The 22,588-nt window shown below is 70.9% G+C and carries 21 protein-coding genes and 1 pseudogene; 2 read left to right on the top strand and 20 right to left on the bottom strand.

Going from position 1 to position 22,588, the window contains the following annotated elements:
- Positions 1-2 precede the first annotated feature (2 nt).
- The 8 genes and pseudogenes from cobA to ACRAWC_RS15050 form a co-directional block, all read right to left on the bottom strand.
- Complete coding sequence (gene cobA, locus ACRAWC_RS15085; RefSeq protein WP_431348463.1) at positions 3-758, bottom strand: uroporphyrinogen-III C-methyltransferase; 756 nt, start codon at positions 756-758, stop codon at positions 3-5.
- The gene (locus tag ACRAWC_RS15080; protein WP_431348462.1) at positions 755-1,495 is read right to left on the bottom strand and encodes an ABC transporter permease; all 741 of its coding nucleotides are present in this window, start codon (positions 1,493-1,495) and stop codon (positions 755-757) included. The genes cobA and ACRAWC_RS15080 overlap by 4 nt, the downstream gene beginning before the upstream one ends.
- A gap of 159 nt (positions 1,496-1,654) precedes the next feature.
- The gene (locus ACRAWC_RS15075) at positions 1,655-2,407 is read right to left on the bottom strand and encodes an ABC transporter ATP-binding protein (protein ID WP_431348461.1); all 753 of its coding nucleotides are present in this window, start codon (positions 2,405-2,407) and stop codon (positions 1,655-1,657) included.
- Between the two features lie 87 nt (positions 2,408-2,494).
- On the bottom strand, positions 2,495-3,460 hold the full coding sequence (locus tag ACRAWC_RS15070) for an ABC transporter substrate-binding protein (protein WP_431348460.1): 966 nt from the start codon (positions 3,458-3,460) through the stop codon (positions 2,495-2,497).
- A gap of 14 nt (positions 3,461-3,474) precedes the next feature.
- Positions 3,475-4,821 carry a sulfate adenylyltransferase subunit 1 gene (locus tag ACRAWC_RS15065; protein WP_431348459.1) on the bottom strand — a complete coding sequence of 449 codons (1,347 nt, stop codon included), beginning with the start codon at positions 4,819-4,821 and terminating at the stop codon, positions 3,475-3,477.
- A complete protein-coding gene (gene cysD / locus ACRAWC_RS15060; RefSeq protein WP_431348458.1) occupies positions 4,821-5,741 on the bottom strand; it encodes a sulfate adenylyltransferase subunit CysD in 921 nt (306 codons plus the stop codon). The genes ACRAWC_RS15065 and cysD overlap by 1 nt, the downstream gene beginning before the upstream one ends.
- Positions 5,738-6,477, bottom strand: a pseudogene (locus ACRAWC_RS15055) (phosphoadenylyl-sulfate reductase). The gene cysD and the pseudogene ACRAWC_RS15055 overlap by 4 nt, the downstream one beginning before the upstream one ends.
- Positions 6,474-8,186 carry a nitrite/sulfite reductase gene (locus ACRAWC_RS15050; protein WP_431348457.1) on the bottom strand — a complete coding sequence of 571 codons (1,713 nt, stop codon included), beginning with the start codon at positions 8,184-8,186 and terminating at the stop codon, positions 6,474-6,476. The pseudogene ACRAWC_RS15055 and the gene ACRAWC_RS15050 overlap by 4 nt, the downstream one beginning before the upstream one ends.
- 183 nt (positions 8,187-8,369) lie before the next feature.
- Between ACRAWC_RS15050 and ACRAWC_RS15045 the strand changes: the two genes are divergently transcribed.
- The gene (locus ACRAWC_RS15045; protein ID WP_431348456.1) at positions 8,370-9,137 is read left to right on the top strand and encodes a sirohydrochlorin chelatase; all 768 of its coding nucleotides are present in this window, start codon (positions 8,370-8,372) and stop codon (positions 9,135-9,137) included.
- Between the two features lie 263 nt (positions 9,138-9,400).
- On the opposite strand, the gene ACRAWC_RS15040 is transcribed toward ACRAWC_RS15045, so the two are convergent.
- Together ACRAWC_RS15040 and ACRAWC_RS15035 are read right to left on the bottom strand one after the other, a co-directional pair.
- The gene (locus ACRAWC_RS15040; RefSeq protein WP_431348455.1) at positions 9,401-10,183 is read right to left on the bottom strand and encodes a carbon-nitrogen hydrolase family protein; all 783 of its coding nucleotides are present in this window, start codon (positions 10,181-10,183) and stop codon (positions 9,401-9,403) included.
- A 62-nt stretch (positions 10,184-10,245) separates the two neighbouring features.
- Positions 10,246-11,160, bottom strand: coding sequence for a carbon-nitrogen hydrolase family protein (locus tag ACRAWC_RS15035; RefSeq protein WP_431348454.1), 915 nt, complete (start codon positions 11,158-11,160; stop codon positions 10,246-10,248).
- A 141-nt stretch (positions 11,161-11,301) separates the two neighbouring features.
- On the opposite strand from ACRAWC_RS15035, the gene ACRAWC_RS15030 reads away from it, so the two are divergent.
- Positions 11,302-12,057: a FadR/GntR family transcriptional regulator gene (locus ACRAWC_RS15030; protein ID WP_431348453.1), complete on the top strand. Its 756-nt coding sequence runs from the start codon at positions 11,302-11,304 to the stop codon at positions 12,055-12,057.
- A gap of 30 nt (positions 12,058-12,087) precedes the next feature.
- On the opposite strand, the gene ACRAWC_RS15025 is transcribed toward ACRAWC_RS15030, so the two are convergent.
- From ACRAWC_RS15025 to ACRAWC_RS14980, 10 genes are all read right to left on the bottom strand, one after another.
- Positions 12,088-13,578: a purine-cytosine permease family protein gene (locus ACRAWC_RS15025; protein WP_431348452.1), complete on the bottom strand. Its 1,491-nt coding sequence runs from the start codon at positions 13,576-13,578 to the stop codon at positions 12,088-12,090.
- Between the two features lie 146 nt (positions 13,579-13,724).
- Positions 13,725-15,002, bottom strand: a complete 1,278-nt coding sequence (locus ACRAWC_RS15020; protein WP_431348451.1) for an Nramp family divalent metal transporter — start codon at positions 15,000-15,002, stop codon at positions 13,725-13,727.
- A gap of 261 nt (positions 15,003-15,263) precedes the next feature.
- Positions 15,264-15,539: a hypothetical protein gene (locus ACRAWC_RS15015; protein WP_431348450.1), complete on the bottom strand. Its 276-nt coding sequence runs from the start codon at positions 15,537-15,539 to the stop codon at positions 15,264-15,266.
- 344 nt (positions 15,540-15,883) lie between these two features.
- Positions 15,884-16,186, bottom strand: a complete 303-nt coding sequence (locus tag ACRAWC_RS15010) for an ATP-dependent DNA ligase (protein WP_431348449.1) — start codon at positions 16,184-16,186, stop codon at positions 15,884-15,886.
- A gap of 94 nt (positions 16,187-16,280) precedes the next feature.
- Entirely contained in the window at positions 16,281-17,054 is a 774-nt protein-coding gene (locus ACRAWC_RS15005) for a serine/threonine-protein kinase (protein WP_431348448.1), read from the bottom strand.
- 157 nt (positions 17,055-17,211) lie between these two features.
- Positions 17,212-18,423 (bottom strand): diguanylate cyclase, encoded by a 1,212-nt coding sequence (locus ACRAWC_RS15000; RefSeq protein ID WP_431348447.1) that lies wholly within the window; start codon positions 18,421-18,423, stop codon positions 17,212-17,214.
- A 206-nt stretch (positions 18,424-18,629) separates the two neighbouring features.
- A complete protein-coding gene (locus ACRAWC_RS14995; RefSeq protein ID WP_431348446.1) occupies positions 18,630-19,424 on the bottom strand; it encodes an EAL domain-containing protein in 795 nt (264 codons plus the stop codon).
- 220 nt (positions 19,425-19,644) lie between these two features.
- Positions 19,645-20,226, bottom strand: a complete 582-nt coding sequence (locus ACRAWC_RS14990; protein ID WP_431348445.1) for a signal peptidase I — start codon at positions 20,224-20,226, stop codon at positions 19,645-19,647.
- A 4-nt stretch (positions 20,227-20,230) separates the two neighbouring features.
- Positions 20,231-21,769, bottom strand: coding sequence for a fibronectin type III domain-containing protein (locus tag ACRAWC_RS14985; protein WP_431348444.1), 1,539 nt, complete (start codon positions 21,767-21,769; stop codon positions 20,231-20,233).
- Positions 21,770-21,873: 104 nt separating this feature from the next.
- Complete coding sequence (locus ACRAWC_RS14980) at positions 21,874-22,455, bottom strand: alternate-type signal peptide domain-containing protein (RefSeq protein ID WP_431348443.1); 582 nt, start codon at positions 22,453-22,455, stop codon at positions 21,874-21,876.
- Positions 22,456-22,588: the final 133 nt, after the last annotated feature.

The following is a 22,588-nucleotide window of genomic DNA, read 5'->3' as shown; positions in this document are numbered from 1 at the left end:
CTCTATACGGTGCGGTGCTGTGCTGCAGGGATGGGGAGGAGGTCGGGGTCGGCCAGCCGGACGACGTCGCCGACGACGATCACGGCGGGCGAGCGCACACCGCGCGCGGCGGCGTCGGCGGCGATGGTGCTGAGCGTGCCGATGGTGACGCGCTGGCCGTCGCCGTAGCCGTCCTCGACGATGGCGACCGGGCAGTCCGCGCCGCGGCGGCCGGCGGCCAGGGTCGCCGCGGTGGCCGCGAGCCCGGAGACGCCCATCAGGAGGACGACCGTGTGCTCGGGTCCGCCGGGAACCTCGTCGATGTCGGTGTGCGCGGACAGCACGGTGAACCCGGCGGCGACACCGCGGTGGGTGACCGGGATGCCGGCGATGGACGGGACGGCGATGGCGCTGGTCACCCCGGGCACGACCTCCACCGGGATGCCGGCGGCGCGGCAGAACTCGGCCTCCTCGCCGCCACGGCCGAAGACGAACGGGTCGCCGCCTTTGAGGCGGACGACGCGCTTGCCCGCGCGGGCGTGCTCGACCAGGAGCTCGTTGATCCGCGACTGCGGGACCGGGTGGTGGTGCGGCTGCTTGCCGACGTCGATGACCTCGGTGTCGGGGCCGAGGTCGTCCAGCAACGCGCGCGGGCCGAGTCGGTCGGCGATGACGACGTCCGCCGCGGTGAGCAGTTGCCGCCCGCGGACGGTGATCAGGTCGGGGTGACCGGGACCGCCGCCCACCAGGGCGACGGAGCCCTGTGCCTGTGTGTTCATCGGGTAGCTCCTGTCAGGCCGCGGCGGCGCAGCAGCGTCCGCTCGATCGGTGCGAAGAGGGCCAGCTCGACCACGATCCCGACGACCAGGATCGTCAGGATGGTGGCGAGCACGGTCGGCAGGTCGGCGAGCTCCCGGCTCTGCTCGAGCATGGAGCCGAGCCCGAAGCCGAGCGAGCCGGCGATGATCTCGGCGGCCATGAGCGACCGCCACGCGAAGGCCCAGCCCTGCCGGAGTCCCGCGATGTAGCCGGGCAGCGCGGCCGGGAAGAGGATCCGGGTCTGCTGCTGGCGGCGGTTCGCGCCGAGGATGACGCCGACGCGACGCAGTTGCGGGGGCACCTGGTCGATCCCGGCGAGGAGACCGTTGACGATCGAGGGGACGGCGCCGAGCAGGACCACGAAGTAGATCGCTGCATCGGTGAGGCCGAACCAGATGATCGCGGCGGGAACCCAGGCCACCGACGGCAGCACCTGGAGGCCGGAGAGGATCGGGCCGACGGCACGGCGCAGCCAGCGCACCTCGGCCAGCAGCAGGCCGAGCGGGGTGGCGATCAGGATCGCGAGCAGGAACCCGAAGCCGCCGCGGCCGAGGCTGGTCCCGATGGCCGTGGCGAGGTGGCCGGAACTCGCCGCGCTGCCGAGCGCGTTGAGAACGTCGGCCGGCCCCGGATGGAGATCGGGTCGCGGGTGGGCGATCACGGTGTAGAGCTGCCAGGCGATCAGTGCGGCGAGCACGAAGACCGTGGTCGGGAGGACGGCTCTGGCGATGCGGCGTGCCCGGCGTGGCGCGGCATCCGGAGCGGTCTGGAGGAGTCGAGCCCGGCCTCCAGGGCGCGCAGCTCGGACGTCTCGCTCAGAGCGCGAATCGGCTCGATTGTCGTCGACGCAGTGGCTTCAGGCGGCATTGCGGATCAGCTCCTCTCGCAGCCGGCGGGTGATCTCGTCGTCCAGGCGGGCGGTCTCCACCGGGTCGGCCCCGGCGCGTACGTCGCCGGGCACCGCCCACTCGGCGGCCACACGGCCCGGTCGCGAGCTCAGCAGCACGATCCGCTGCCCGAGGCGTAGCGCCTCCCGCACGTTGTGGGTGACGAAGACGATGGTGCGGCCGGTCTGTCGCCAGATCCGCTCCAGCTCCCCATGGAGCAGGTCGCGGGTGATCGCGTCGACGGCGGCGAACGGCTCGTCCATCAGCAGCACGTGCCGGTCCTGCGCGAGCGCCCGGGCGAGGGCGACGCGCTGCCGCATCCCGCCGGAGAGCTCGTGCGGGCGGCGGTCGGCGGCGTGCGTGAGCGAGACCAGTTCCAGGAGCTCGTCGACGCGGGCACGGCGCCGGTCGCGCGGGAGGCCGCCGAGGTCGAGGGCCAGTTCGACGTTGCGGCGGGCGGTCAGCCACGGCAGCAGGGCGGCATCCTGGAACATCATCGCGACCGGCCCGCTCGGCACCACGATCTCGCCTGCGGTCGGCCGGTCGAGCCCGGCGATCAGGTTCAGGATGGTCGACTTGCCGCACCCGGACGCCCCGAGCAGGCAGACGAACTCGCCGTCGCCGATGCGCAGGTCCACCCCGTCGAGCACGACGGGAGCGTGCGCGCCGAAGCGCTTGCTCACTCCCGCGAGGGCGACGGCGGCGCGGTCGAGGTCGTCCATGTCATCGCCCCAGTCCGCCGGCGGAGGCGGCCGGCTGCCCGGCCGCGCTGCGGACCGCGTTGAGGGCGGTGAGGTCGAACAGGCCCTTCAGCGAGCCCTTGGTGGCCAGCCCGACCGTGCTCGCGTGCTGGACGAGCGTCGGGAACGCCGTCGCATCCGGGTCGGTGGCGAAGCTGACGTGGTCCAGCGCCCGCACGAGCACCCCTCCGGCAGCTCCTTGCCGGTGTCGGCCTTGAGCTGCGCGTTGATGTCGTTGCCGACCGTGGCCGGATCCTTCAGGGCGTCGACGGCGTCGGCGTTGCCCTGGACGAGCGCTTTCACCGTCTGCGGGTGCGCCTTCAGGAACGCGGTCGAGACGGCGAGCACCGTGGTCGGGAACGTCCCGCCCGGCCAGAGCGACGCCTCGTCGACCAGCACGGACGCGTTCCCGTCGAGCACGAACCGGGACACCCACGGCTCGGGTACCCACGCGCCGTCGATCTTCCCGGCCTGGAACAGGGTCAGCGCCTGTGCGTTGTCGGTCGGCGAGACGGTGACGTCGCCCCCGCCGGTCAGCGACGTGTGGAGGCCCTGCTTGGTCAGCCAGTAGCGCAGCGCCACGTCCTGCGTGTTGCCGAGCTGGGGGGTCGCGATCGTCTTCCCCTTGAGCTGGCCGGCCGAGGTGATGTCGCTCGTGACCACGAGGGCGGCGCCTCCCGTGGCGACCCCGGAGACGATCGTCAGAGACTGGCCGCCGCTCTTCAGGTACGAGTTGATCGCCGGGCTCGGGCCGATGTACGCGGCGTCGATCGCGCCGGCGCTGAGCGCCTCGATCTCGGCGGGGCCTGCGCTGAACTGCTTGGTCTGGAGCTCGGTCGTGCCGAGCGCCTTCTGCAGCAGTCCGTCGTGGATGCCGATCAGCGCCGGGGCGTGCGTGACGTTGTCGAAGTAGCCGACACGGATCGCCTTCGCCGGGGCGGGGTCGGCGCCGGCCGCGGAAGCCGCGCAGCCGGTCAGGGCGGCGGTGGCAGCGGCGAGCGCGAGGACTGCGATGGTGCGGAGCGGTGTTTGCACGGGGAACCCCTTCTTCAGGAGACGATGCCGGCGGCGAGCGTCGCACCGGACTGGGGGTCGATGAGCAGGAACGCGCCCGTGTCGCGGTTGGCCGCGTACGGCTCCACCGGCAGCGCCTCCGCGAGCTGGAGGGTGACGTGGCCGATGTCGTTGACGTCGAGCGCGTCGGCCGGGACGATCCGGAGGGTGGTGAGGTCGCGGCGGCCTTCGATCCCGGTGAGCCGGGCCTGGACGGTCGCGGTCCCCCACTTCAGCAGCAGCCGGGCTCCGGGGACGCCGCGGGACGGGTCCAGCCAGAACACCTCCGCGGTGAGCGCCGACCGTGGCTCCGGGAGGGTGGCTGCGGTTCCGATGAGGGCGCCGCGGGCGAGGTCGAGGTCGTCGGCGAGGCTGACCGCGACGGACTGCGGCGCCACCGCAGACTCCACGCTGCGGCCGGCGACGTCGATGCGGGTCACGACCGAGGTCGCGCCGCCGGGCAGCACGCTCACCCGGTCGCCGACGGCGACGGTTCCCGAGGCGATCCGTCCGGCGGCCGAGCGGTAGTCGCGGTACTCGGTCGCGTCGAGACCCGGTGCCAGCGCGCCCTGGGGCCGCAGCACCAGCTGCACGGGGAGGCGGAGGTCCTCCGCCGGCGTCTCGAGCTGGTCGGTGCTCGGCAGCGCCTCCAGCAGTTCGAGCAGCGCCGGTCCGTCGTACCAGGGCGTGCGCGCCGAGCGGTCGGCGACGTTGTCCCCGTCGACCGCGCAGACCGGCACGACGTGGAGGTCGCGGATGCCGAGCTCGTCGGTCACCTCGGCCAGCTCTTCCGTCACCTGCCGCACCCGGTCGGCGTCGAAGCCGACCAGGTCGATCTTGTTGATCGCCACGATCACGTGCGGCACGCGCAGCAGGCTGATGACCGCGAGGTGGCGGCGGGTCTGCTCCAGCACGCCGTTGCGGGCATCCACCAGCAGCACGACCGCGTCGGCGGTGGTCGCGCCGGTGACCATGTTGCGGGTGTACTGCACGTGGCCCGGGCAGTCGGCGAGGATGAACGAGCGGGCGTCGGTGGCGAAGTACCGGTAGGCGACGTCGATCGTGATGCCCTGCTCGCGCTCGGCGCGCAGGCCGTCGGTGAGGAGGGCGAGGTCGAGCCCGCCGGCCTCGCCGCCGAAGCCGCGCTCCCGGGAGGTGCGCTCGACCGCGGCGAGGTGGTCCGCGAGGATCGCTTTCGAGTCGTGCAGCAGCCTGCCGACCAGGGTCGACTTGCCGTCGTCGACCGAGCCGGCTGTCGCGAAGCGGAACAGGGTGCCGCGGGTCGCAGCGCCGGCCGCCGGGGCGGGGAGCGCCGCGCGGGTGTCGTCGTCGAGAAGAGTCATCAGAAGTATCCCTGCCGTTTCCGGTCTTCCATCGCGGCTTCGGAGATGCGGTCGTCGGCGCGGGTCGCGCCGCGCTCGCTGAGGGTGGAGGCCGCGACCTCCCGCACCACCGCGGCGACGTCGCGCGCGTCGGACTCGACCGCGCCCGTGCAGCTCATGTCGCCGACCGTGCGGTAGCGCACCAGTCGCTGCTCGACGGTCTCGCCGCGGTCGGCGGGCGAGACCGGGCCGACCGCGCGCCACATCCCATCGCGGGCGAACACGCCGCGTTCGTGCGCGTAGTACAGCGGCGGCAGCTCGATGCCCTCGCGCTCGATGTAGCGCCAGACGTCGAGCTCGGTCCAGTTGCTGATCGGGAACGCCCGCACGTGCTGGCCGGGCGTGTGGCGGCCGTTGTAGAGGCTCCACAGCTCGGGGCGCTGGTTGCGCGGATCCCACTGGCCGAATCCGTCGCGCAGCGAGAGGATGCGCTCCTTCGCCCGCGCCTTGTCCTCGTCGCGGCGCGCGCCGCCGAAGACCGCGTCGTGCCGGCCGGCCTCGATCGCATCGAGCAGCGGGACGGTCTGCAGCGGGTTGCGGGTGCCGTCGGCGCGCTCGCTGAGCCGGCCGTCGTCGATGTAGTCCTGCACCCGGGCCACGGCCAGCGGGATGCCGAATCGCTCGGCCGTCGCGTCGCGGAAGTCGAGGACCTCCGGGAAGTTGTGGCCCGTGTCCACGTGCAGCAGCGAGAACGGGATGCGGGCCGGCCAGAACGCCTTCGCCGCCAGGTGCAGCACGAGCACGGAGTCCTTGCCGCCGGAGAACAGCAGCACCGGCCGCTCGAACTCGGCGACGACCTCCCGGATGATGTGGATGGACTCGGCCTCGAGCTGGTCGATCAGGTCGAGGGAGCGCGGGGACGTCAGGGTGGTGTCGGTCATTCGTGCAACCCGCATTCGGTCTTGGCGAGCCCGGCCCAGCGACCGGAGCGCGGGTCCTCCCCTCGGCCACCGGCTTGGTGCACGGTTCGCAGCCGATCGAGGGGTACCCGTTGGACAGGAGCAGGTTCATCGGCACCGCGTTCGCCGCGGCGTAGTCGAGCAGCTCGTCGAACGTCCAGGCGGCGAGCGGGTTGACCTTCACCAGGCCGTTCTTCTCGTCCCAGGTGATGAACGGGGTCTCGGTGCGGGTGGGCGCCTCCTCGCGGCGCACGCCGGTGAACCAGAGTTCGTAGCCGGTCAGCGAGCGCTGCAACGGCTCCACCTTGCGGCGGGCGCAGCACAGGTTGGGGTCGCGGGCGAACAGCTCGGCGCCGAACTCCGCGTCCTGCTCGGCCACCGTCTGCTTCGGCTTCACGTCGACCACCCGCACATCCAGTGCGCGGGCGACCTCGTCGCGGGTCACGTACGTCTCCACGAAGTGGTAGCCGGTGTCGAGGAACAGCACGTCGACGCCCGGCAGCCCCGCCGCCACGACGTGCGGGAGGACGGCGTCGGCCATCGAGCACGCGACGGCGGTGCGCTCCACGGCGAAGTTGTCGGCGACCCAGCGCACGATCTCCTCGGCGGTCGCGCCTTCCAGCTCGCGCGCGCCGCGCTCCGCGAGCGCACGGAGCTCATCGACCGGCCGCAGCTCGGCGGGTCGCGCGGGCAGGCTGCCCAGGTTGGTCGCGGTCACTGCAGCGCCTCCTCGTCGGCCCGGTGCGCCCACTCGGCGAACGTCTCGGTGTCGGTGCGGTCGGTCAGGAAGCGCTTGACGACGCGCTCGACGTAGTCCGCGATCCCGTCCGCGGTCACCTTGAGGCCGCGCACGGTGCGGCCCAGGCCTGCCTCGTCGCGGTCGCGGGAGGCGAGGCCGCCGCCCAGGTGCACCTGGAAGCCGGGCACCTGGCCGCCGTTCCCGTCCGGGAGCAGCTGACCTTTGAGCCCGATGTCGGCGGTCTGGATGCGGGCGCAGGAGTTCGGGCAGCCGTTGACGTGGAGGCTGAGCGGCGCCGGGAGGTCGAGGCCCGCCAGCCGGTCCTCCAACTGCTGCACGGCGGCGGTCGCGGTGAGCTTGGTCTCCACGATCGCGAGCTTGCAGAACTCGATGCCCGTGCACGCAATCGTGCCGCGGCGGAACACGCTCGGCTTGGCCGTGAGCCCGAGCGCGTCGAGCTCCGCGACGGCCTGCTCGACGTTCGCCTCGGGGATGTCGAGGGCGAGGATCTTCTGGTGCGGCGTCGTCCGCAACCGGGTGGAGCCGTGCCGCTCCAGGAGGTCGGCGAGCTGACCCAGGCTCGTGCCGGAGACACGGCCGACGAACGGCGTGACGCCGATGAAGTAGCGGCCGTCCTTCTGCCGGTGGACGCCGACGTGGTCGCCGGCGGTCGTCGGCGCGGCGGGCGCCGGGCCGTCGGCGAGCGGTTCGCCGAGGTACTCGTCCTCCAGCACCTGCCGGAACTTCTCGACCCCCCAGTCGGCGAGGAGGAACTTCAGGCGGGCCTTGTTGCGCAGCCGCCGGTAGCCGTAGTCGCGGAAGATCCGCACGACCCCGTGCCACACCTCCGGCACCTGCTCCGGCGGGACGAACGCGCCCAGCCGCTCCGCCAGCCGCGGCGTCGTCGACAGGCCGCCGCCGACCCACAGGTCGAAGCCGACACCGAGTTCGGGATGCTCGACCACGACGAACGACACGTCGTTGATCTCGTGGACCACGTCCTGACTCGGGTGCCCGCTGATCGCGGTCTTGAATTTGCGCGGCAGGTTCGCCAGCTCCGGGTCGCCGAGGAACCGCTCGGCGATCTCCTCGATCAGCGGCGTCGGGTCGATCAGCTCGTCCGCAGCGATGCCCGCCACCGGCGAGCCGAGGAACACCCGCGGCACGTCGCCGCAGGCCTCCGTCGTGCTGAGGCCCACCGCTTCCAGCCGCCGCCAGATCTCGGGTACGTCCTCCACCCGGATCCAGTGCAGCTGGATGTTCTGCCGGTCGGTCAGGTCGGCAGTGTCGCGGCCGAACTCGGTCGAGATGCCCGCGATCGTCCGCAGCTGCTCGGTCGTGAGCTGGCCGCCGTCGATGCGGACCCGCAGCATGAAGAACTCGTCCTCGAGCTCGTGCGGCTCCAGCGTCGCGGTCTTGCCGCCGTCGATGCCGGGCTTGCGCTGAGTGTACAGCCCCCACCACCGGAAGCGGCCGTGCAGGTCGGTCGGGTCGATGGAGGCGAAGCCGCCGTCGGCGTAGACGCGCACGATGCGCTCGCGGACGGCCAGGCCGCCGTCCTCCTGCTTCCAGGCCTCGTTGCCGTTCAGAGGCGCCGTGCCATCGACCGCCCACTGACCGTTCGGCCGGGCGTCCGAGCGGCGCGGCCGTACGGCCGTCCGTGCGGTGTGCTGTTCCGAGATCGTCATGGGAATTCCCTCCTCCGCTGCGGGGCGGATCGAGTAGGGAACCTAGGCCGGATGCGAGACGCGACGGAAGGGCGGCGGTAATAAATGGACGTAATCCAGAAATCGCGAACGGCTCCTCAGGCATCCTGGACGGGCCCGGTCGAGGTGCCTCCGCCTCGCCGTCCCCCGACCACCGGAGCCCGCATGATCGCCATTCTCACCGTGTCGCACGGCACCTCCGACCCGCAGGGCCAGCGGGCGGTCTCGCGCTTCGCCGAGTCGGTCCACGATGCCGTGGACGCGGATGTCGCCGCCCACGCGTTCGTCGATGTGCAACAGCCCGACGTCCCGTCCGCGCTGGCGGCTCTTCCGGCCGACGCGACGATCGTGATCGTGCCGCTGCTGCTGTCCCGCGGCTACCACCTCGGCCACGACCTCCCGGAGGCCGCGGCGCCGTTCGGCGAGCGTGTCATCGTCGCGCCCGCACTCGGCCCCGATCCGCGGCTCGCCGAGATCCTCCGGCGACGGCTGCACGAGGCCGGCCTGGGCCGGGACGACCGGATCGTGCTCGCCGCCGCCGGATCGAGCGATCGCGCGGGCGTCGACGACGGGTTGGCAGCAGGGCTGCTGCTCGGCGTCGCGTGCCATCGCCCGGTGACCGTCGGCTTCCTCAGCGCCGCGCAGCCGCCCCTCGACATCGCGGTCGGCAGGGCTGCGCCCGAAGGCTCCGGACGAGTGGTCGCCGCCAGCTACCTGCTCGCCCCGGGATACTTCCATCAGCTCGTCCAGAAGTCGGCCGCCGACATCGTCACGGAGCCGCTGCTCCGCCACGACCGGATGACCGACTGGGAACTCGTCGCCATCGCGCGGAATCGCTACTTCTCCGCCCTGTCCGACGCCGGCGTGGGTTCGTCACCTGTCGCCACGCCACGCCCCCGGGCCAGGAGCACGATCGACGCGACCAAGCCGTAGGCCGCGCCGCCCAGCAGGATCAGCGCGGACACCATGACCCCCGGGGCCGCAGACGCCGGCGAGAGCGTCAGACTCGCGACGGCGACCAGGATGAGGCTCGCGCTGAGCCCCACGAAGAAGACCAGGGCCCGCCTTCGCTCGGTTTCTCGATCGGACACTGCGCCTCATCTCGTCATCGCCGGTCGGTGTGATCTGAGGCAGGATATGCGGCCAGGGCCGGCCGGGCGTAGCTCTCGTTACGCTTCGTGAAGCGAGCAGGAGCTCTACGCGTACCGCCGCTGCTGAAGCGCCGGATTCCGCGTGCGCGCGGCATCGACGTCCGCTGCGGCCACCTCGACGGTCGCCAGCGCCGGGCTGTCGCCGAGTTCCCCGACGACAGCGCCGAACGGGTCGGACAGGAGGCTCGTGCCGATCGAGATCGTGGAGGCCTGCGAGATCGCGGCGACGAAGCAGGTGTTCTCGATGGCGCGGGCCTTCGCCAGGGTGCGCCACTGGTCGACCTTGCCTGGGCCGGGAACCCAGGAGGAGCAGGCCAGGACCACCTGCGCGCCGGCGTCTGCGAGGCGGCGGCCCAGTTCGGGGAAGCGGAGGTCGTAGCAGGTCATCAGTCCGAAGGTCAGGCCACCGACCTCGAAGACGACAGGGTCGAGGGAGTCGCCGGGCGCGATCCACTCCGACTCGCGGAAGCCGAACGAGTCGAACAGGTGGAGCTTGCGGTAGCGGGCGATGACCGACCCGGTCGCGTCGACCGCGATCAGCGTATTGTGCGGTCTCGGGTCGTCGTCCGTCTTCTCGACGATACCTGCGACGATCGCGATGCCCACGGTGGCGGCCAGCTCCGCGAGCGCCGACACGAACGGCCCGTCGAGGGGCTGGGCCGCGGTCGCGAAGGACGCGTCGACGGCGCGCTTCTCGTACATCGTGTACTCGGGGAAGACCACAAGCTCCGCGCCGTCCGCGGCTGCCGCCTCCGCGGCCGTGCGGACGAGCCCGAGGTTGCGCTGGATGTCGTCGTCGGAGTCGATCTGCGCGAGGGTGATGCGCACAGTCTCTCCTCTCTCGGCCGGATCGCGGGGCCCGGACGGCCGCGGACAAGCATACGTCGGTCTCAGCGGGTCGCGTTCCCGACGACGGCGGCGGACGGCGCCCAGCGTGCCGGGTCGATGCGGCCGGAGTAGAGCGGCAGCTCGAGAGGCGCGTCCGTCGGCTCGAACTGGGCCCACATGCGATTGGAGCCGGCGGTGCCGGACCCGCGCACGCGGGTGACGGCGTCCAGGTCGATCGTCTCGACGAGGATCGCCGGGTCGGCGCCCGAAGCGGCTGCGAGGACCGCGCCCTCGGGGTCCACGATGAGGCTGCGGCCCTCGCCGATCGGGCCGGCGCAGTTGACGCTCACGGTGAAGGTCTGGTTGACGATCGAGTTGGCCTGGGCGAGCACGACCTCCTGGGCGCGGTCGGGGGTGGTGGTCTTGACGACGTTGACGACGGCTTCGGCGCCCATCCAGGCGAGGTGCCGGGTGACCTCCGGAAACCAGGCGTCGTAGCAGATGGAAAGCCCGAGGCGTCCGGTGCCGGGAATGTCGAAGACGACGAACTCGCCGCCGGGGACGTACGGCTCGAAGGGCCGCCACGGGAAGATCTTGCGGTAGCGCGCGGTCAGCTCGCCCGTCGGCGAGAAGACGAGCGCCGTGTTGAAGAGCTCGCCGGCGGGTCCGCGCTCGCACACGCTGCCGGGGACGAGCCAGACGCCCGCCTCCCGCGCGATGTCGCCGAGCCCGGCGATCAGCGGCGAGTCCAGCGCGACGGCGGAAGCGTCGAGCAGCTGGTTGCGGTCTGCCGGGGCGACGCGCTCGGGACCGAAGAGGTGCAGCTCGGGGTAGACGACGAGTCGCGCAGCCCCGTCCGGGTGGCCGTCCGCGGTCGAGGCGGAGATCGAGCGCACATCGTCCGCGAACACCTCGAGCGCAGTCCCGATCGGCAGCGGCGGCGCCTGGACTCCCACGATCTGCAGGGTTCGTGCCATCGTCCTCACTCCTTCGTTCGTCGACTGCTCACAGCAAAAATAGATCATTATGATCGCTTATGTCCAGCGCCGGCCGCTAGGGTGGACCGCATGACGTCGGGGAAGGACGATACAGGCGCGGGCGAAGGTGCCGGAACCGCCGTGGCGGCTCTCGTGGACCCGGCCGTCGCGGGCATCACGCGCCTGAGCGCGCTGGAGACGGTGCGGGCCCGCATCGCGCTCGCGATCGAGCTGGGCCTCCTCGCCCGAGGAGATCGCCTGCCCACCTACCGCCAGGTGGCCGAAGCGCTCGGGGTGAGCGACATCACCGCCCGCCGGGCGCTGGAGAGCCTCGCCGACGACGGCCTCCTGGCCCGGCGCCGAGGCCGGGCGGGCGGCACCTTCGTGGCGGAGCGCTCCGCGGCCTCCGCCGTCTCGGCCGTCGGCGCCTACCTGGACGACGCGGCGAAGGTGCACGAGCTGATCGACCGCCGGACGCTGCTCGAGTGCGCCGTCGTCCATCACGCGGCGCTCGTCATCAGCGACGCCCAGCTCGCCGAGCTCGACCGCTACGTCGAGCAGGCGGGGCGCGCAGAGGACTGGAGCGGCTACCACTCGGCCGACGAAGCGCTCCATCTGGCCATCGCACGGGCGAGCGGCCTGCCCTGGGCCCTCCCGCACTACAGCACGACGCTGTACGCCCTGTACGAGTACTTCCTGCCGTACCCGGTGGCCTATCTCCACCGCGTCAACGCCGAGCACGCGGAGGTCGTCGACGCCCTCCGCCGCCACGACCCGGTGGCTGCGGTGTCGATCATGGAGGCGCATGTCCAGACCCTCCATCGCTCCATGTTCGTGGGCATCGCCGCGGCGGGCGAGGACGGAGCGCGAACGGCTGCGCCGGACGCCGACCGCTGATCGGACGTCCGGCGCGAGCCGCTCCGGGCCTCAGTCGAGGATGACGCCGGCGAGGTCGTCGCCCTCCGGGGCCGCGTTCTCGAGGTCGGCCGACTGCTGCTCGGCCAGCGCGCGCTCCGCGGCGAGGTCGAGGTTGCGGGTGAAGAGCCAGTAGAGCGCACCGCCGACGGGCAGTCCGATGAACAGCGAGATGTCGACGCCGCCCATGCGCTGTGCGATGGCCCCGGTGAAGAACGTGCCGATGCTGAAGAACGGGATCATGCACGCGAAGGCGACCAGGTACGAGACGATCCCGGCCCAGCCCCAGCGCTTGTAGATGCCGTGCGGCTTGAAGATCTCACCGATCGCGTAGTGCCCCTTGCGCACGATGAAGTAGTCGGTCAGGTTGATCGCCGTCCACGGGATGAAGAAGTACAGCACCAGCAGGAGGAAGTCCGCGAAGACGGCGGCGAAGTCGCTGGAGGCGTAGAGGGAGAGCACGCCGGAGATGACCGCGGTGATGCCCACCGTGATCACGCGGACCCTCAGGGTCGGCCGCACCTTGCGGATGCTGTCGATCGAGGAGATCAGCGTCAGCGACCCGCCGTACATGTTGAGGATGATGACCGCCATCAGACCGAACGCGATGACCAGCAGGGCGATGATGCCGAAGCCGGGAAAGAGACCGTCGGCGACATCCCGGATCGCCGCCACCGGGTCGCTGGCGTTGAAGTCCTTGACCGCGGCGGCCAGGTAGGCGCCGAGCAGGATCATCCATGCGCCGCCGATGGCGCTGCCCCAGAACGTCCACCGGAACGTCGTCTTCGGCGGGGTGTCGGCCGGGAGGTAGCGCGAGTAGTCGGAGACGTAGATCGCCCACGAGATCTGGTACCCCGCGACGACGCCGAACTGCGAGAAGAAGGCCAGCGCGTTGAAGTGCGCGATGTCGAACGAGCCGGCCGGGAGGTGCAGGTGGACCAGTGCCGCGAACGTGAGCAGGGCGAGCACGACCACGGTGACGTAGGTGAGGTACCGCTCGACCTTGTGGATGAGGTCGTAGCCGAAGAGGGCGACCGCCGCGCAGACGACGGTGACCAGCCAGAACCAGAACGCATCCGCGCCGTGCCCGACGTGGATCGCCCCGGTGAGCGAGTCACCGGCGAGGACCGTGTTGAAGACGTTGAAGCCGGCATACTGCAGGAACGCGAAGAGCCACACCAGCAGCGCGCCGATGTAGCCGAACTGCGGGCGCGACTGGATCATCTGCGGCAGGCCGAGCTGCGGACCCTGCGACGAGTGCGCGGCCATGAAGATCGTGCCGACCAGCAGCCCGAGGACGATGGCGATGATCGACCAGATCAGGTTCCCGCCGGCCGCGATGCTCACCACACCGACCGCGAGGGTCGCGATCTGCGCGTTGGACATGAACCACAGCGGGCCGATGTGCCACACCTTGCCGTGACGCTCGTGATGCGGGACGTAATCGATGGACCGCACCTCGAGTCCGAGAGTGCTCCCGGTGGTTGGCCTCTGCTCTGACACAGGTACTCCTTCAACGTGTAGGGATACGACGGCGGAACGGGGTGAGCCTGGGCCGAGCGCCTGAGGACCCCGTCGTCCTGCCACAGAACAAAATAGATCAGGATGATCCTTTTGTCCAACGCTCCCGACACGAAGCGGGACTCTCGCTACCCTCCGGCGACCGTGAACCAGGTGCCGTAGACGCCGGCGACGCACATGATCACCGTGGCGATCCACCCCATCGTGTCGGCCAGCCGGCCGTTGACGTGCTCGCCCATGATGGTGCGGCTGCGGGAGATCAGCATCAGCACGATGAGGAAGGGCCCGGCCGCGATCCCGTTGACGATCGCCGAGAACACCAGCAGCTCGATGGGGTTCTTGTCGACGACAGCGAGGACCGTCCCCACGACGATCCCGAGCGCGAGGAGGATGTAGAACAGCGGCGCACGGCGCGGACTGCGGTCGAGCCCCCAGTCCTTGTTCAGCAGCCCGGCCATCCCGGCCGCACCGGAGGCCGCGAGCACCGGGACGGCCAGCACGCCCGAGCCGATGAAGCCCAGCGCGAACAGCATCCCGGCGTAGCTGCCGGCGATCGGCTCGAGCGCCTTCGCGGCGTCCGCCGCGCTGGTGATGGCCTTGTGATGCGCGCCGAGGGTGGCCGCCGAGGAGGCGATGATCGCGAACATGATGAGCACGCTGAACGCCATCCCGGTGAAGACGTCCAGCCGCCCGTTGCGGAGGCGGCGCCTCGCCTCGGATCGCGGGCGCTCCTCGAGCGCGGGAGCGTGATCCCCACCGCGCTCCTCGGCGCGCAGCTCCTCGACGCGCTGCGCCGACTGCCAGAAGAACATGTACGGGCTGATCGTCGTCCCGAGCACACCGACCACCAGTCCGAGGGAGGCGGGCGTCGGCTTCATCCCCACGCCGACCAGTCCCCGGGCGACGTCGGCCCAGTTCACGTTCGACACGAACAGCACGCCGACGTAGACCAGCAGCACCAGGCACAGCCATTTGAAAATGCGGCCGATCATCGCGAACGACCCGCCCGTGACCGCCACGGCGATCACCACGCCCGCGACCACGCTCCACACCACGCCCGGCCCGAGATGGAGCAGGTGCATGCCCTCGCCGATCGCGTTCAGGTCCGCCGCGATGTTGAGCACATTCGCGACGATCAGGAACACCAGGAGCACCCCGATGGCGATACGGAAACCGCGGCGGAAGTGGCGGCGGATCAGCCTGCCCAAGCTGTCTCCGGACGCGAGCGCCATCCGGTCGCAGATCTCCTGCACCGCCATCATCAGCGGAAGCGTGAGCGGCACCGTCCAGAGCATGGTGTTGCCATAGGTCGCACCGGCCTGCGAGTACGTGGCGATGCCCGAGGGGTCGTCGTCCGCAGCGCCCGTCACCAGGCCCGGCCCGAGAACACCGAAGAACCGGGCCAAGGGACCGCGTCGTGTCCGTTCCTGACCCGGCTGGTCGGAGGTTCCCGCGTCGAGTTCGGGGGGTACCCCCTGAGGCGGCTGTTCCTCGGTGTACGGACCGTTGTCCATGTGCGTCCTTCCGTGCGTGCCGCACAAAGTACGCGCACTAACGGTCTGCACCCTCATCACTGTGAGATTTGGAAGGAGCGCACCCGTCTTTTCGAAGAAAACCCCCGGTCCCAAGGGGATCCGGGGGTCGTCAGCGCGGGCCGAGACCGCTCCTTAAAGCCCGTCGAACGTGTCGTCGTCGATGGCCGAGTGCGACACCTCCGCGCCGTCCGCGTCCGCTCCGGTGTCGCCTCCGACGTCGATCTGGCTCCACACCACCGGCATGCCCGGCGAGAAGAGGATGTCGATTCCGGGGCCGGAGCGCAGCGGCGGGATGTTGACGTAGTCGCCGCCCGCCTGGATCGCCGCCCTGATCTTCTCGCGGAGCTCCGTCACTGATCCGGGCAGGAAGTAGTCCTTGCCGTCCACGGTAAGCCTGTTGACGATCACTGTTCATCCGTTCTGTCGGTCTTGTCCTGGGCCTGCGCGTCCGCGCCGGCGGGGGTTCGTCGACGACGCGGAGGCCGGAGACGCTGTTCGCCGTGCGGACGAGGGCCTCCACCCATGCACGGTTGATCGGCTCGCGTGTATGCGTCGGGTAGGTGAAGCGGATGCCGACGGTCGGGGACAGCCAGATCGAGTTCGAGCCGCTTCCCCCGCGACGGGGATGTCCCAGGAGAACACGAAGCTCTCGTTCCGCCGCAGCTTCGTGACGATCGCCAGCTGCAGGTGCGCGAGCAGGCGGTCGTCGAACTCGACGGACGACACGGCGTCCCCGTAGAAGAGCGTCCCCATCAGCGCGCCGAAGGCTCGGGGACCGCGCGCAGACCGCCGACGCTGTTGGCGGCGTCCATCAGCGCCTCCGTCCACGCCCGGTTGAGCGCGGGCCGACGGCTGCCCACGTACTGGAAGTGCACCGGGACGGACGGGTTGATCCAGATCGCGGTGCGGCCGCGCGAGTAGGCCTCGTCGTGGTCCCACTCGAAGAGGAACTGCTCGTTCCGTCGCAGCTTCGACGTGATGACCAGCTGGAGGTGGGCCAGCAGGCGATCGTCGATGTCGATCTTCGCGCCGGAACCGTAGATCAGAGTGCCCAACCGGTGCTCTCCTTCCGAGGGCGGGAGCCGGGGCGGGTCCCGCCGGCCAGTCGATCATATGCTGCCCGAGCCGAGGATCGGGCGACGCCCGCGTTCATGCGGGCTCGTGTTCCCGGTCCGCCCGCAGGGCTCCTCGCGCGGCGGTCGCGACGTCCGCCGCGGACGGCCTCAGCGACGCGTCGGACTGCGTCATCGACTGGATGAGCACGCGCCAGCGCTCGGGGACGACATCCGGCGTCTCCGGATCGCGGTCCAGCCGCGACAGCGCGGATTCGACAGGCGTGCCCGGAAACGCGACCGTCCTCGTGAAGCACTCCAGCAGGACGAGGCCCAGCGAATAGATGTCCGACGCCGGCGTCAGGGTCTCGCTCCGCACCTGCTCGGGGCTCAGGTAGGCGGCCGTCCCGAACGTCCCCTCCGCGAGCTCCTGCGGACGCGTCGCGTGGATGGCAATCCCGAAGTCCGTCAGCCTCGCCCGCGGACGCGAGAACCGGGTGCCGTAGTCGACGATCATGATGTTCGACGGCGTCACGTCGCGGTGGATGACGCCGCGCGCGTGAACGTACTCCAGCGTTTCCGCGACCTCGAACGCGACCTCGCCGATCTGCCGCGTCGTCAGCGGACCGGCGTTCAGCACCGCGCGGAGCGTGTCGCCTTCGACCAGCTCGATCACCAGGAACGGGCGAGGGTCTTTGGGTGACGAGTCGTCGACGCCCGCGTCGAGGATCGAGACGACACCGTGGTGCCGGAGGGCGGCGAGCACGCCCACCTCGGCCCGGAATCGTGCCACGTCGGAATGGCGTCCTGAGGAGAACAGCTTGACGGCGACGTCGCGGCCCAGGTTCTCATCGCGCGCGCGGAAGACCATCGAGGTGCCGCCGCGCGCGAGCAGGCCGAATCGGCCGATACCTTCCGAGCAGGAGCGGAACCGGGATCTCGGGTTTGTTCACGTGCACATTCTCCGACATTCGCGGCGTCGCCGCCGCCCATAGATTGGGACGCGAATCCGCGGTAGGGAATGCGCGCTACCGCTCCGCCCTGTGGACGACCGCCTGGTCGCCGCCGCCCCGCTTGGCGGCGTACATCGCCTGGTCCGCAAGCCGGATGAGGTGGTCGATCGACGTGTCGCCGACGCCCCCGTCCGAGATGGCGATGCCGACGCTCGCCGTGATGTTCAGCTCCGGCGGGATGCCGGCGAAGTCCTCGGCGATGGCCGCTCTGGCACGGTCGGCCAATTCGAGCGCGTCCGACGTGTCGGCGACCTGCAGCGCGGCGATGAACTCGTCGCCGCCGTAACGAGCGATCATGTCCTCCTGGCGGAACACGTGGCTCAGGCGCTCGGCCACCTCCTTGAGCACGGTGTCACCCGCGGCGTGCCCCAGGGTGTCGTTGATGGCCTTGAACCCGTCGAGGTCGACGAAGAGCACGGCGGTCTGGTCCGCGTGCGCGCGCTCGGTCTGATGCAGGCTCTCGTCGAACAGGCGCCGGTTCGGCAGGCCCGTCACCTCGTCGAGCATCGCCGCACGGCGCAGCCGCGCTTCCAGGCGGAGCCGGACGAGGACCTGCCCGGCAAGCTGGGCGAGCGCCTCGGCCAGCGGCACGGCCTGATCGTCGAACTTACGGGGCTGATCGAAGTAGCAGGCGAAGGCGCCGTACAGGACGCCGTCCTCGATGATGGGCACGGCGATCAGACCATAGACCCCTGCCCGTTCGAAGACGCCGCTCAATCCGAGGCCCGGCGCCACGATATCGGCCTCGGCGGGTGACTGGATCGTCACGACGCTCCCGAGCTGGACAGCCTCTCCGTGCCTATCCTTCGGCCACTCCTTCTCCAGAAGGTTCTCTCCCGCCACAAGCGTGTAGTTCCCCGGTTCACCGGTGTGCACGCTGCAGGCGGTCGCGTTGAACGCCCGGCGCGCGGTCTGCGACAGCAGCTCGCCGAGCTCCTCCTCGGCCCGCGTCTTCGCGAACGCGACGGAGGCGGAGAGCAGCAACTGCAACCGGTCGCTCTCGCGTCGCCCGAGCGCTGCGGTGCGCTCGCCGACCCCGGCGAGCTCCGGGTCGAAGGCGACGATCGTTCGGCCCCCGGAGATCCGCACGGCGCGGATGACCACCGAGCTCCGCGTCCCCTGGTAGGCGTGCGCGGAGGACTCGAGACGGATGCCGCCCGGGTTGCCGGTCGCCAGTGCCTCGGCGAGTTCGTCGGCTTCGACACCGAGCACCGCGGCGAGCGGCATCCCGACGAGTTCTTCGGAAGGCCGGCCGGCCCAGACTTCGAGTGCCTGGTTGGCGTCGACGACGGTGTGGGATCGGTCTACAAGTGCTCGCGGAAAAGGTTGCATACGCGCGACTTCGTCGAGCACATCTTGCCTCAAATGAGTGACCGGTCTAAATGCATGTGTTGAGCGTGACGGTTTCTGAGGCAATCGTCAAGTTAGCGCGCCTACTCGGCCGTGCGGATGCCTCCGGCGGAGACCAGGAGGCTGTCCACATCCGCCTTGGTCGTCGGACGCGACAGGAGGTATCCCTGGCCGCGATCGCACTGAAGTGCGCGAACTCGCGCAAGCTGCGCCTCCGTCTCGATGCCCTCCGCGACCAGGCGCATGCCGTGCGCTTTGCCGAACGCGACCGCTTGCGCCAGGTCTTCGGCGTGGGCGCCCTGGGTCTCCTGCACGAGCGACTGGTCGACCTTCAGTTCGGTCGCCTGCAGTGCGATGACCTGCTCCGGCGACGCATAGGCGGCGCCGAAATCATCGATCGAGATGTTCACGCCGAGCCCGCTCAGCCGGCGGACGACGTCGATCGCCTCCGGGACATCGGTCACGGGAGTGGTCTCGGTCACTTCGAGCGTCAGCAGGCTCGGCGCGAGCGAGAACTCGTCGAGCAACGCGGCGACCGTGTCGACGATCGCCGGCGTCCGCAGCTGCAGGATCGACACGTTGACCGCAACCTCGATCGCATGCCCGTGGTTCAGCCAATCGCGAGCGGCGTGGCAGCCGAGTCGCAGCATGACGTCCCCGATCCCGCCGACGAGCCCCAGACGCTCGGCCATCGGAATGAACTCGCCCGGAGCGACGAGACCGAACCGCGGGTGGACCCACCGGCTGAGCGCCTCCGCCCCGACGACGCCGCCGGTCGTGAGCGAGAACTGCGGCTGGAACAGCGCGATGATCTCACCGCGGCTCGCGGCCGCCGGGAGGTCGTTCTCCAGCAGCGCGAGGCGATCCTCAGGACGCATGGCCGACCTCCCAACTCGTTTCGACCGTCCTAGTTTCCCGTATCGGGCCGGAAGGGCGGGGGCGTTGGCAAACCGGTCAGGATGTTCTATACTGCTCCACCCGATCGGCAGGCCCGGCGCGATCCGCCCGTCCCGCCCAGGAACCGTACACCCCGGGCGGCGCCCGCGCGGGAATACCTTCCGGCCGGTATGTTCGTCGGCCGACGCTCGGGCGAGACGCTCACCGGGTGGAGACTTCCTCACCCTTGTCGGCGCGCGAGGTGCGGCGGACCGACGCGGCGGTGCCGCGCAGGAACATCCACGCCGCGTAGACGATCAGCAGCACGCCGACCGCGGGCAGCACCCACGAGCGCTGGCTCTGGTCGAGCGCGCTGTTGACGTAGCCGAGCAGCGGGACGCTGTACCAGACCACGCCGCGCACCTGCGCGGGCACCACGGGAGGGTCGGCCTCGGCGTTGTCGTCGCCCTTCGTCGTGAAGGTCATGCCGTTCGTGGTGGAAGTCGTGATCGCGATCACGCGGTGCGAGATGACGGCCGGATCGCCGGAGCGGATCTGATAGGTCATCACGTCGCCGACGTGGATGTCGTGGACGGCCTTCGGTCTCACCACGACGAGCGTCCCCGGCGGAAGGGTCGGCTCCATCGAGGAGGTCAGCACAGTCACCGGGGTGGCGCCCGCCGCCCGTGGGATGACGATGACCACCGCGGCGACGAACAGCACGAGACCGAGCAGGCCGACGCTGAGGCCCGTGACGACGTACTGCCGCAGCGACCGGGCCGGGCGCGGTTCGGGTTCGCTCACGGTGTCACCTGCCTGAGGAAGAAGGACTGGGTCGAAACTCCGGCCGTGCACGTGGTGGTCGTGAGCTGGCCTCCCCGGCGGCCGCGCCGGTGGCGCACAGGGTCGTCGTGTTGCCGAAGCCGTTGCCGTTCCCGTTGCCGTTGTCGCCGGTGATGGTGTTGGCGATCGTGAAGGAGCCGTCGGCCTGCACGGTGAACGTCCAGAGCGTCGACCCGTTCGTGGCCGTCCGCGAGGAGGTCACGGCCACCGGCGCGGTCCGGGCGCCGGCCCACAGGTACTGGCCGGTCACCAGCGACGGGAGGGCGGAGGTCACGGTCGCGGTGGTGCCGGACGAGGTGGTGAGGAGCCACTCCTGCGCACCGCTCGCCGGGCCGGCGCAGGCCGACTGGGTCAGCACGCCTCCGTTCGCGATGGGCGAGGGGACGGTCACGCACTGGCCGCTGGCGGCGTTCACGAGCTGGTACCAGGAGCCGGAGGCGTAGGAGCCCGCAGCCGAGACCGGCGCGGAGGGCGCGGAGACGTTCCCGGCGGCGTCGGAGGCCGTCACGGTGTACCGGTGCACGCCCACTGTCAGGCCGGTGTCGGTGTACGTCGTGGTGGCGCCGCCCACGGTGGCGATCGCCGTGCCGTCGCGGGAGACGGTGTAGGCGCTGACGCCGACGTTGTCGGCCGCGGAGAAGGACAGCGTGGCGGTGGACCCCGTCGTGCCGGTCAGGGTCAGGGTCGGCGTTCCCGGGGCGGTCCGGTCGGCGAGCGCGGTCGCGGCCGGTGAGGTGAGCCCCACGGCGTCGCGAGCGACGACGGAGTACGTGTAGGAGGTGCTCGCCGCCGCGCCCGCGTCGGTGAAGGATGTGGCTGCGGTCGAGCCGATCGGGGCGGATGTCCCGGAACGGTAGACGTCGTAGGCGACCACGCCCACGTTGTCGGTGGCCGCCGTCCAGGAGAGCGCGACCGAGCTGGTGGACCCGGAGCGGCCGGTCAGCCCGGTCGGTGCAGACGGCGCGATGTCGTCGACGAAGGTCTGCGCGAGTCCGGCGGCGGCGGTGCTGGACCACACCGTCCCGGCGGTCACCGTGGCGGTGAAGACGGGGTTCACGACGGACCCGCTGGCGATGCCGGGCGCCGAGGTCACATCCATCGACTCCCTTACGCAGAACGCGTACGACGCGCCGGCCACGAGGAAGCCGGTCGTCGGCGCGGCGAGCGCGAGCATCGCGAGCGTCCCCGTGACGGCACCGGCGGGGACGGTCGCGGCCGTGGTGCACGCGGTGACCGAGGCGACCGGCCAGACGCTCACCGGGATGACTGCCGCCAGCGCGGGTGACGTCCCGGCCGCCAGCCCGACGGACGAGCTGAAGGTCGTGCCGACGTTACCGGTGTTGGTCGCGACCACGCCGCCGGTCGTGGAGGTGTGGCCGGATGTGAAGACGGTGTCGAAGGGCTGCGCGATCGTCACGCTCGCCGAGACCGTGGCGGCGGTGATCGCCCCGGCCTTCGCGGCGGCGACGCCGTTCCAGAGCGCGTAGGTGCCGGCGCCCGGCATCAGCAGGAACGTGGCCAGCGCCGTGCCGGCGGCGGTCAGGGGAGGGCGAAGCGCTTCATGTCCCTTCGCACCTCCCCGGCTCCGCTCGTCCTGGTCCGCGTGCGTTACTGCTGGGCCAGCTTGAATCCGAGCGCGCTCAGGTCGACGGTGCCGCCCTGCGCCACCGTTCCGGTGGTCGTGGAGTCGAACGGCAGCGTCACGGAGACGGTCAGCACCTTGGTGCCGGTGGTTCCGCTGACGGCATAGGTGTTGGCCGCGGCGCCCGCGGTGACACCGACGGGCAGCGGGGCGCCCACGGTCACGGTCATCCCGCTGGTGAGCGCCGTGACGAGCGCGGCGCTGGACGGCGAGCTGTCGCCTGCCTTGATCGACGTGGGGTCGATGCTGAGGATGGCGGAGAGGTTGTCGCCGGTGGCGGTGACGTCCACTTTCTGAGTGAAGGTCAGGACGTCGCCCGGGACGGCGCGGAAGCTCGCGATGTTCGGGATCGCGGTGGCTGAGCCCGAGCCGTGGGTGACGCTCCAGGTGCCCGCGGTGGCGTCGGCCGCGATGGTCATCGTTCCGGACTGGACAGAGCCGGCGGCGGCGCTCGCCGAGCCGTTCCACAGCGCGAAGGTGCCCGCGCCGCTGAGAAGGAGGAGGATGCCGGCCGCGCCGGCGATCGCGCCCTTGGCGAACCTGTTCATGGGACGTGCTCACAATCTGTTCGGGACGTCGTCCCGCGCAGCGCAGGGGTGTGAGCACCCGTGCGACGACGCACGTGTGCAGCGGCCCCGACGTCGCTAGGTCGACGTTCGAGCGGAAGCCCTCCGGTCGCCC

The sequence above is a fragment of the Leifsonia sp. L25 genome, assembly GCF_050632895.1.
This window is presented reverse-complemented; position numbering and strand designations above follow the sequence as displayed.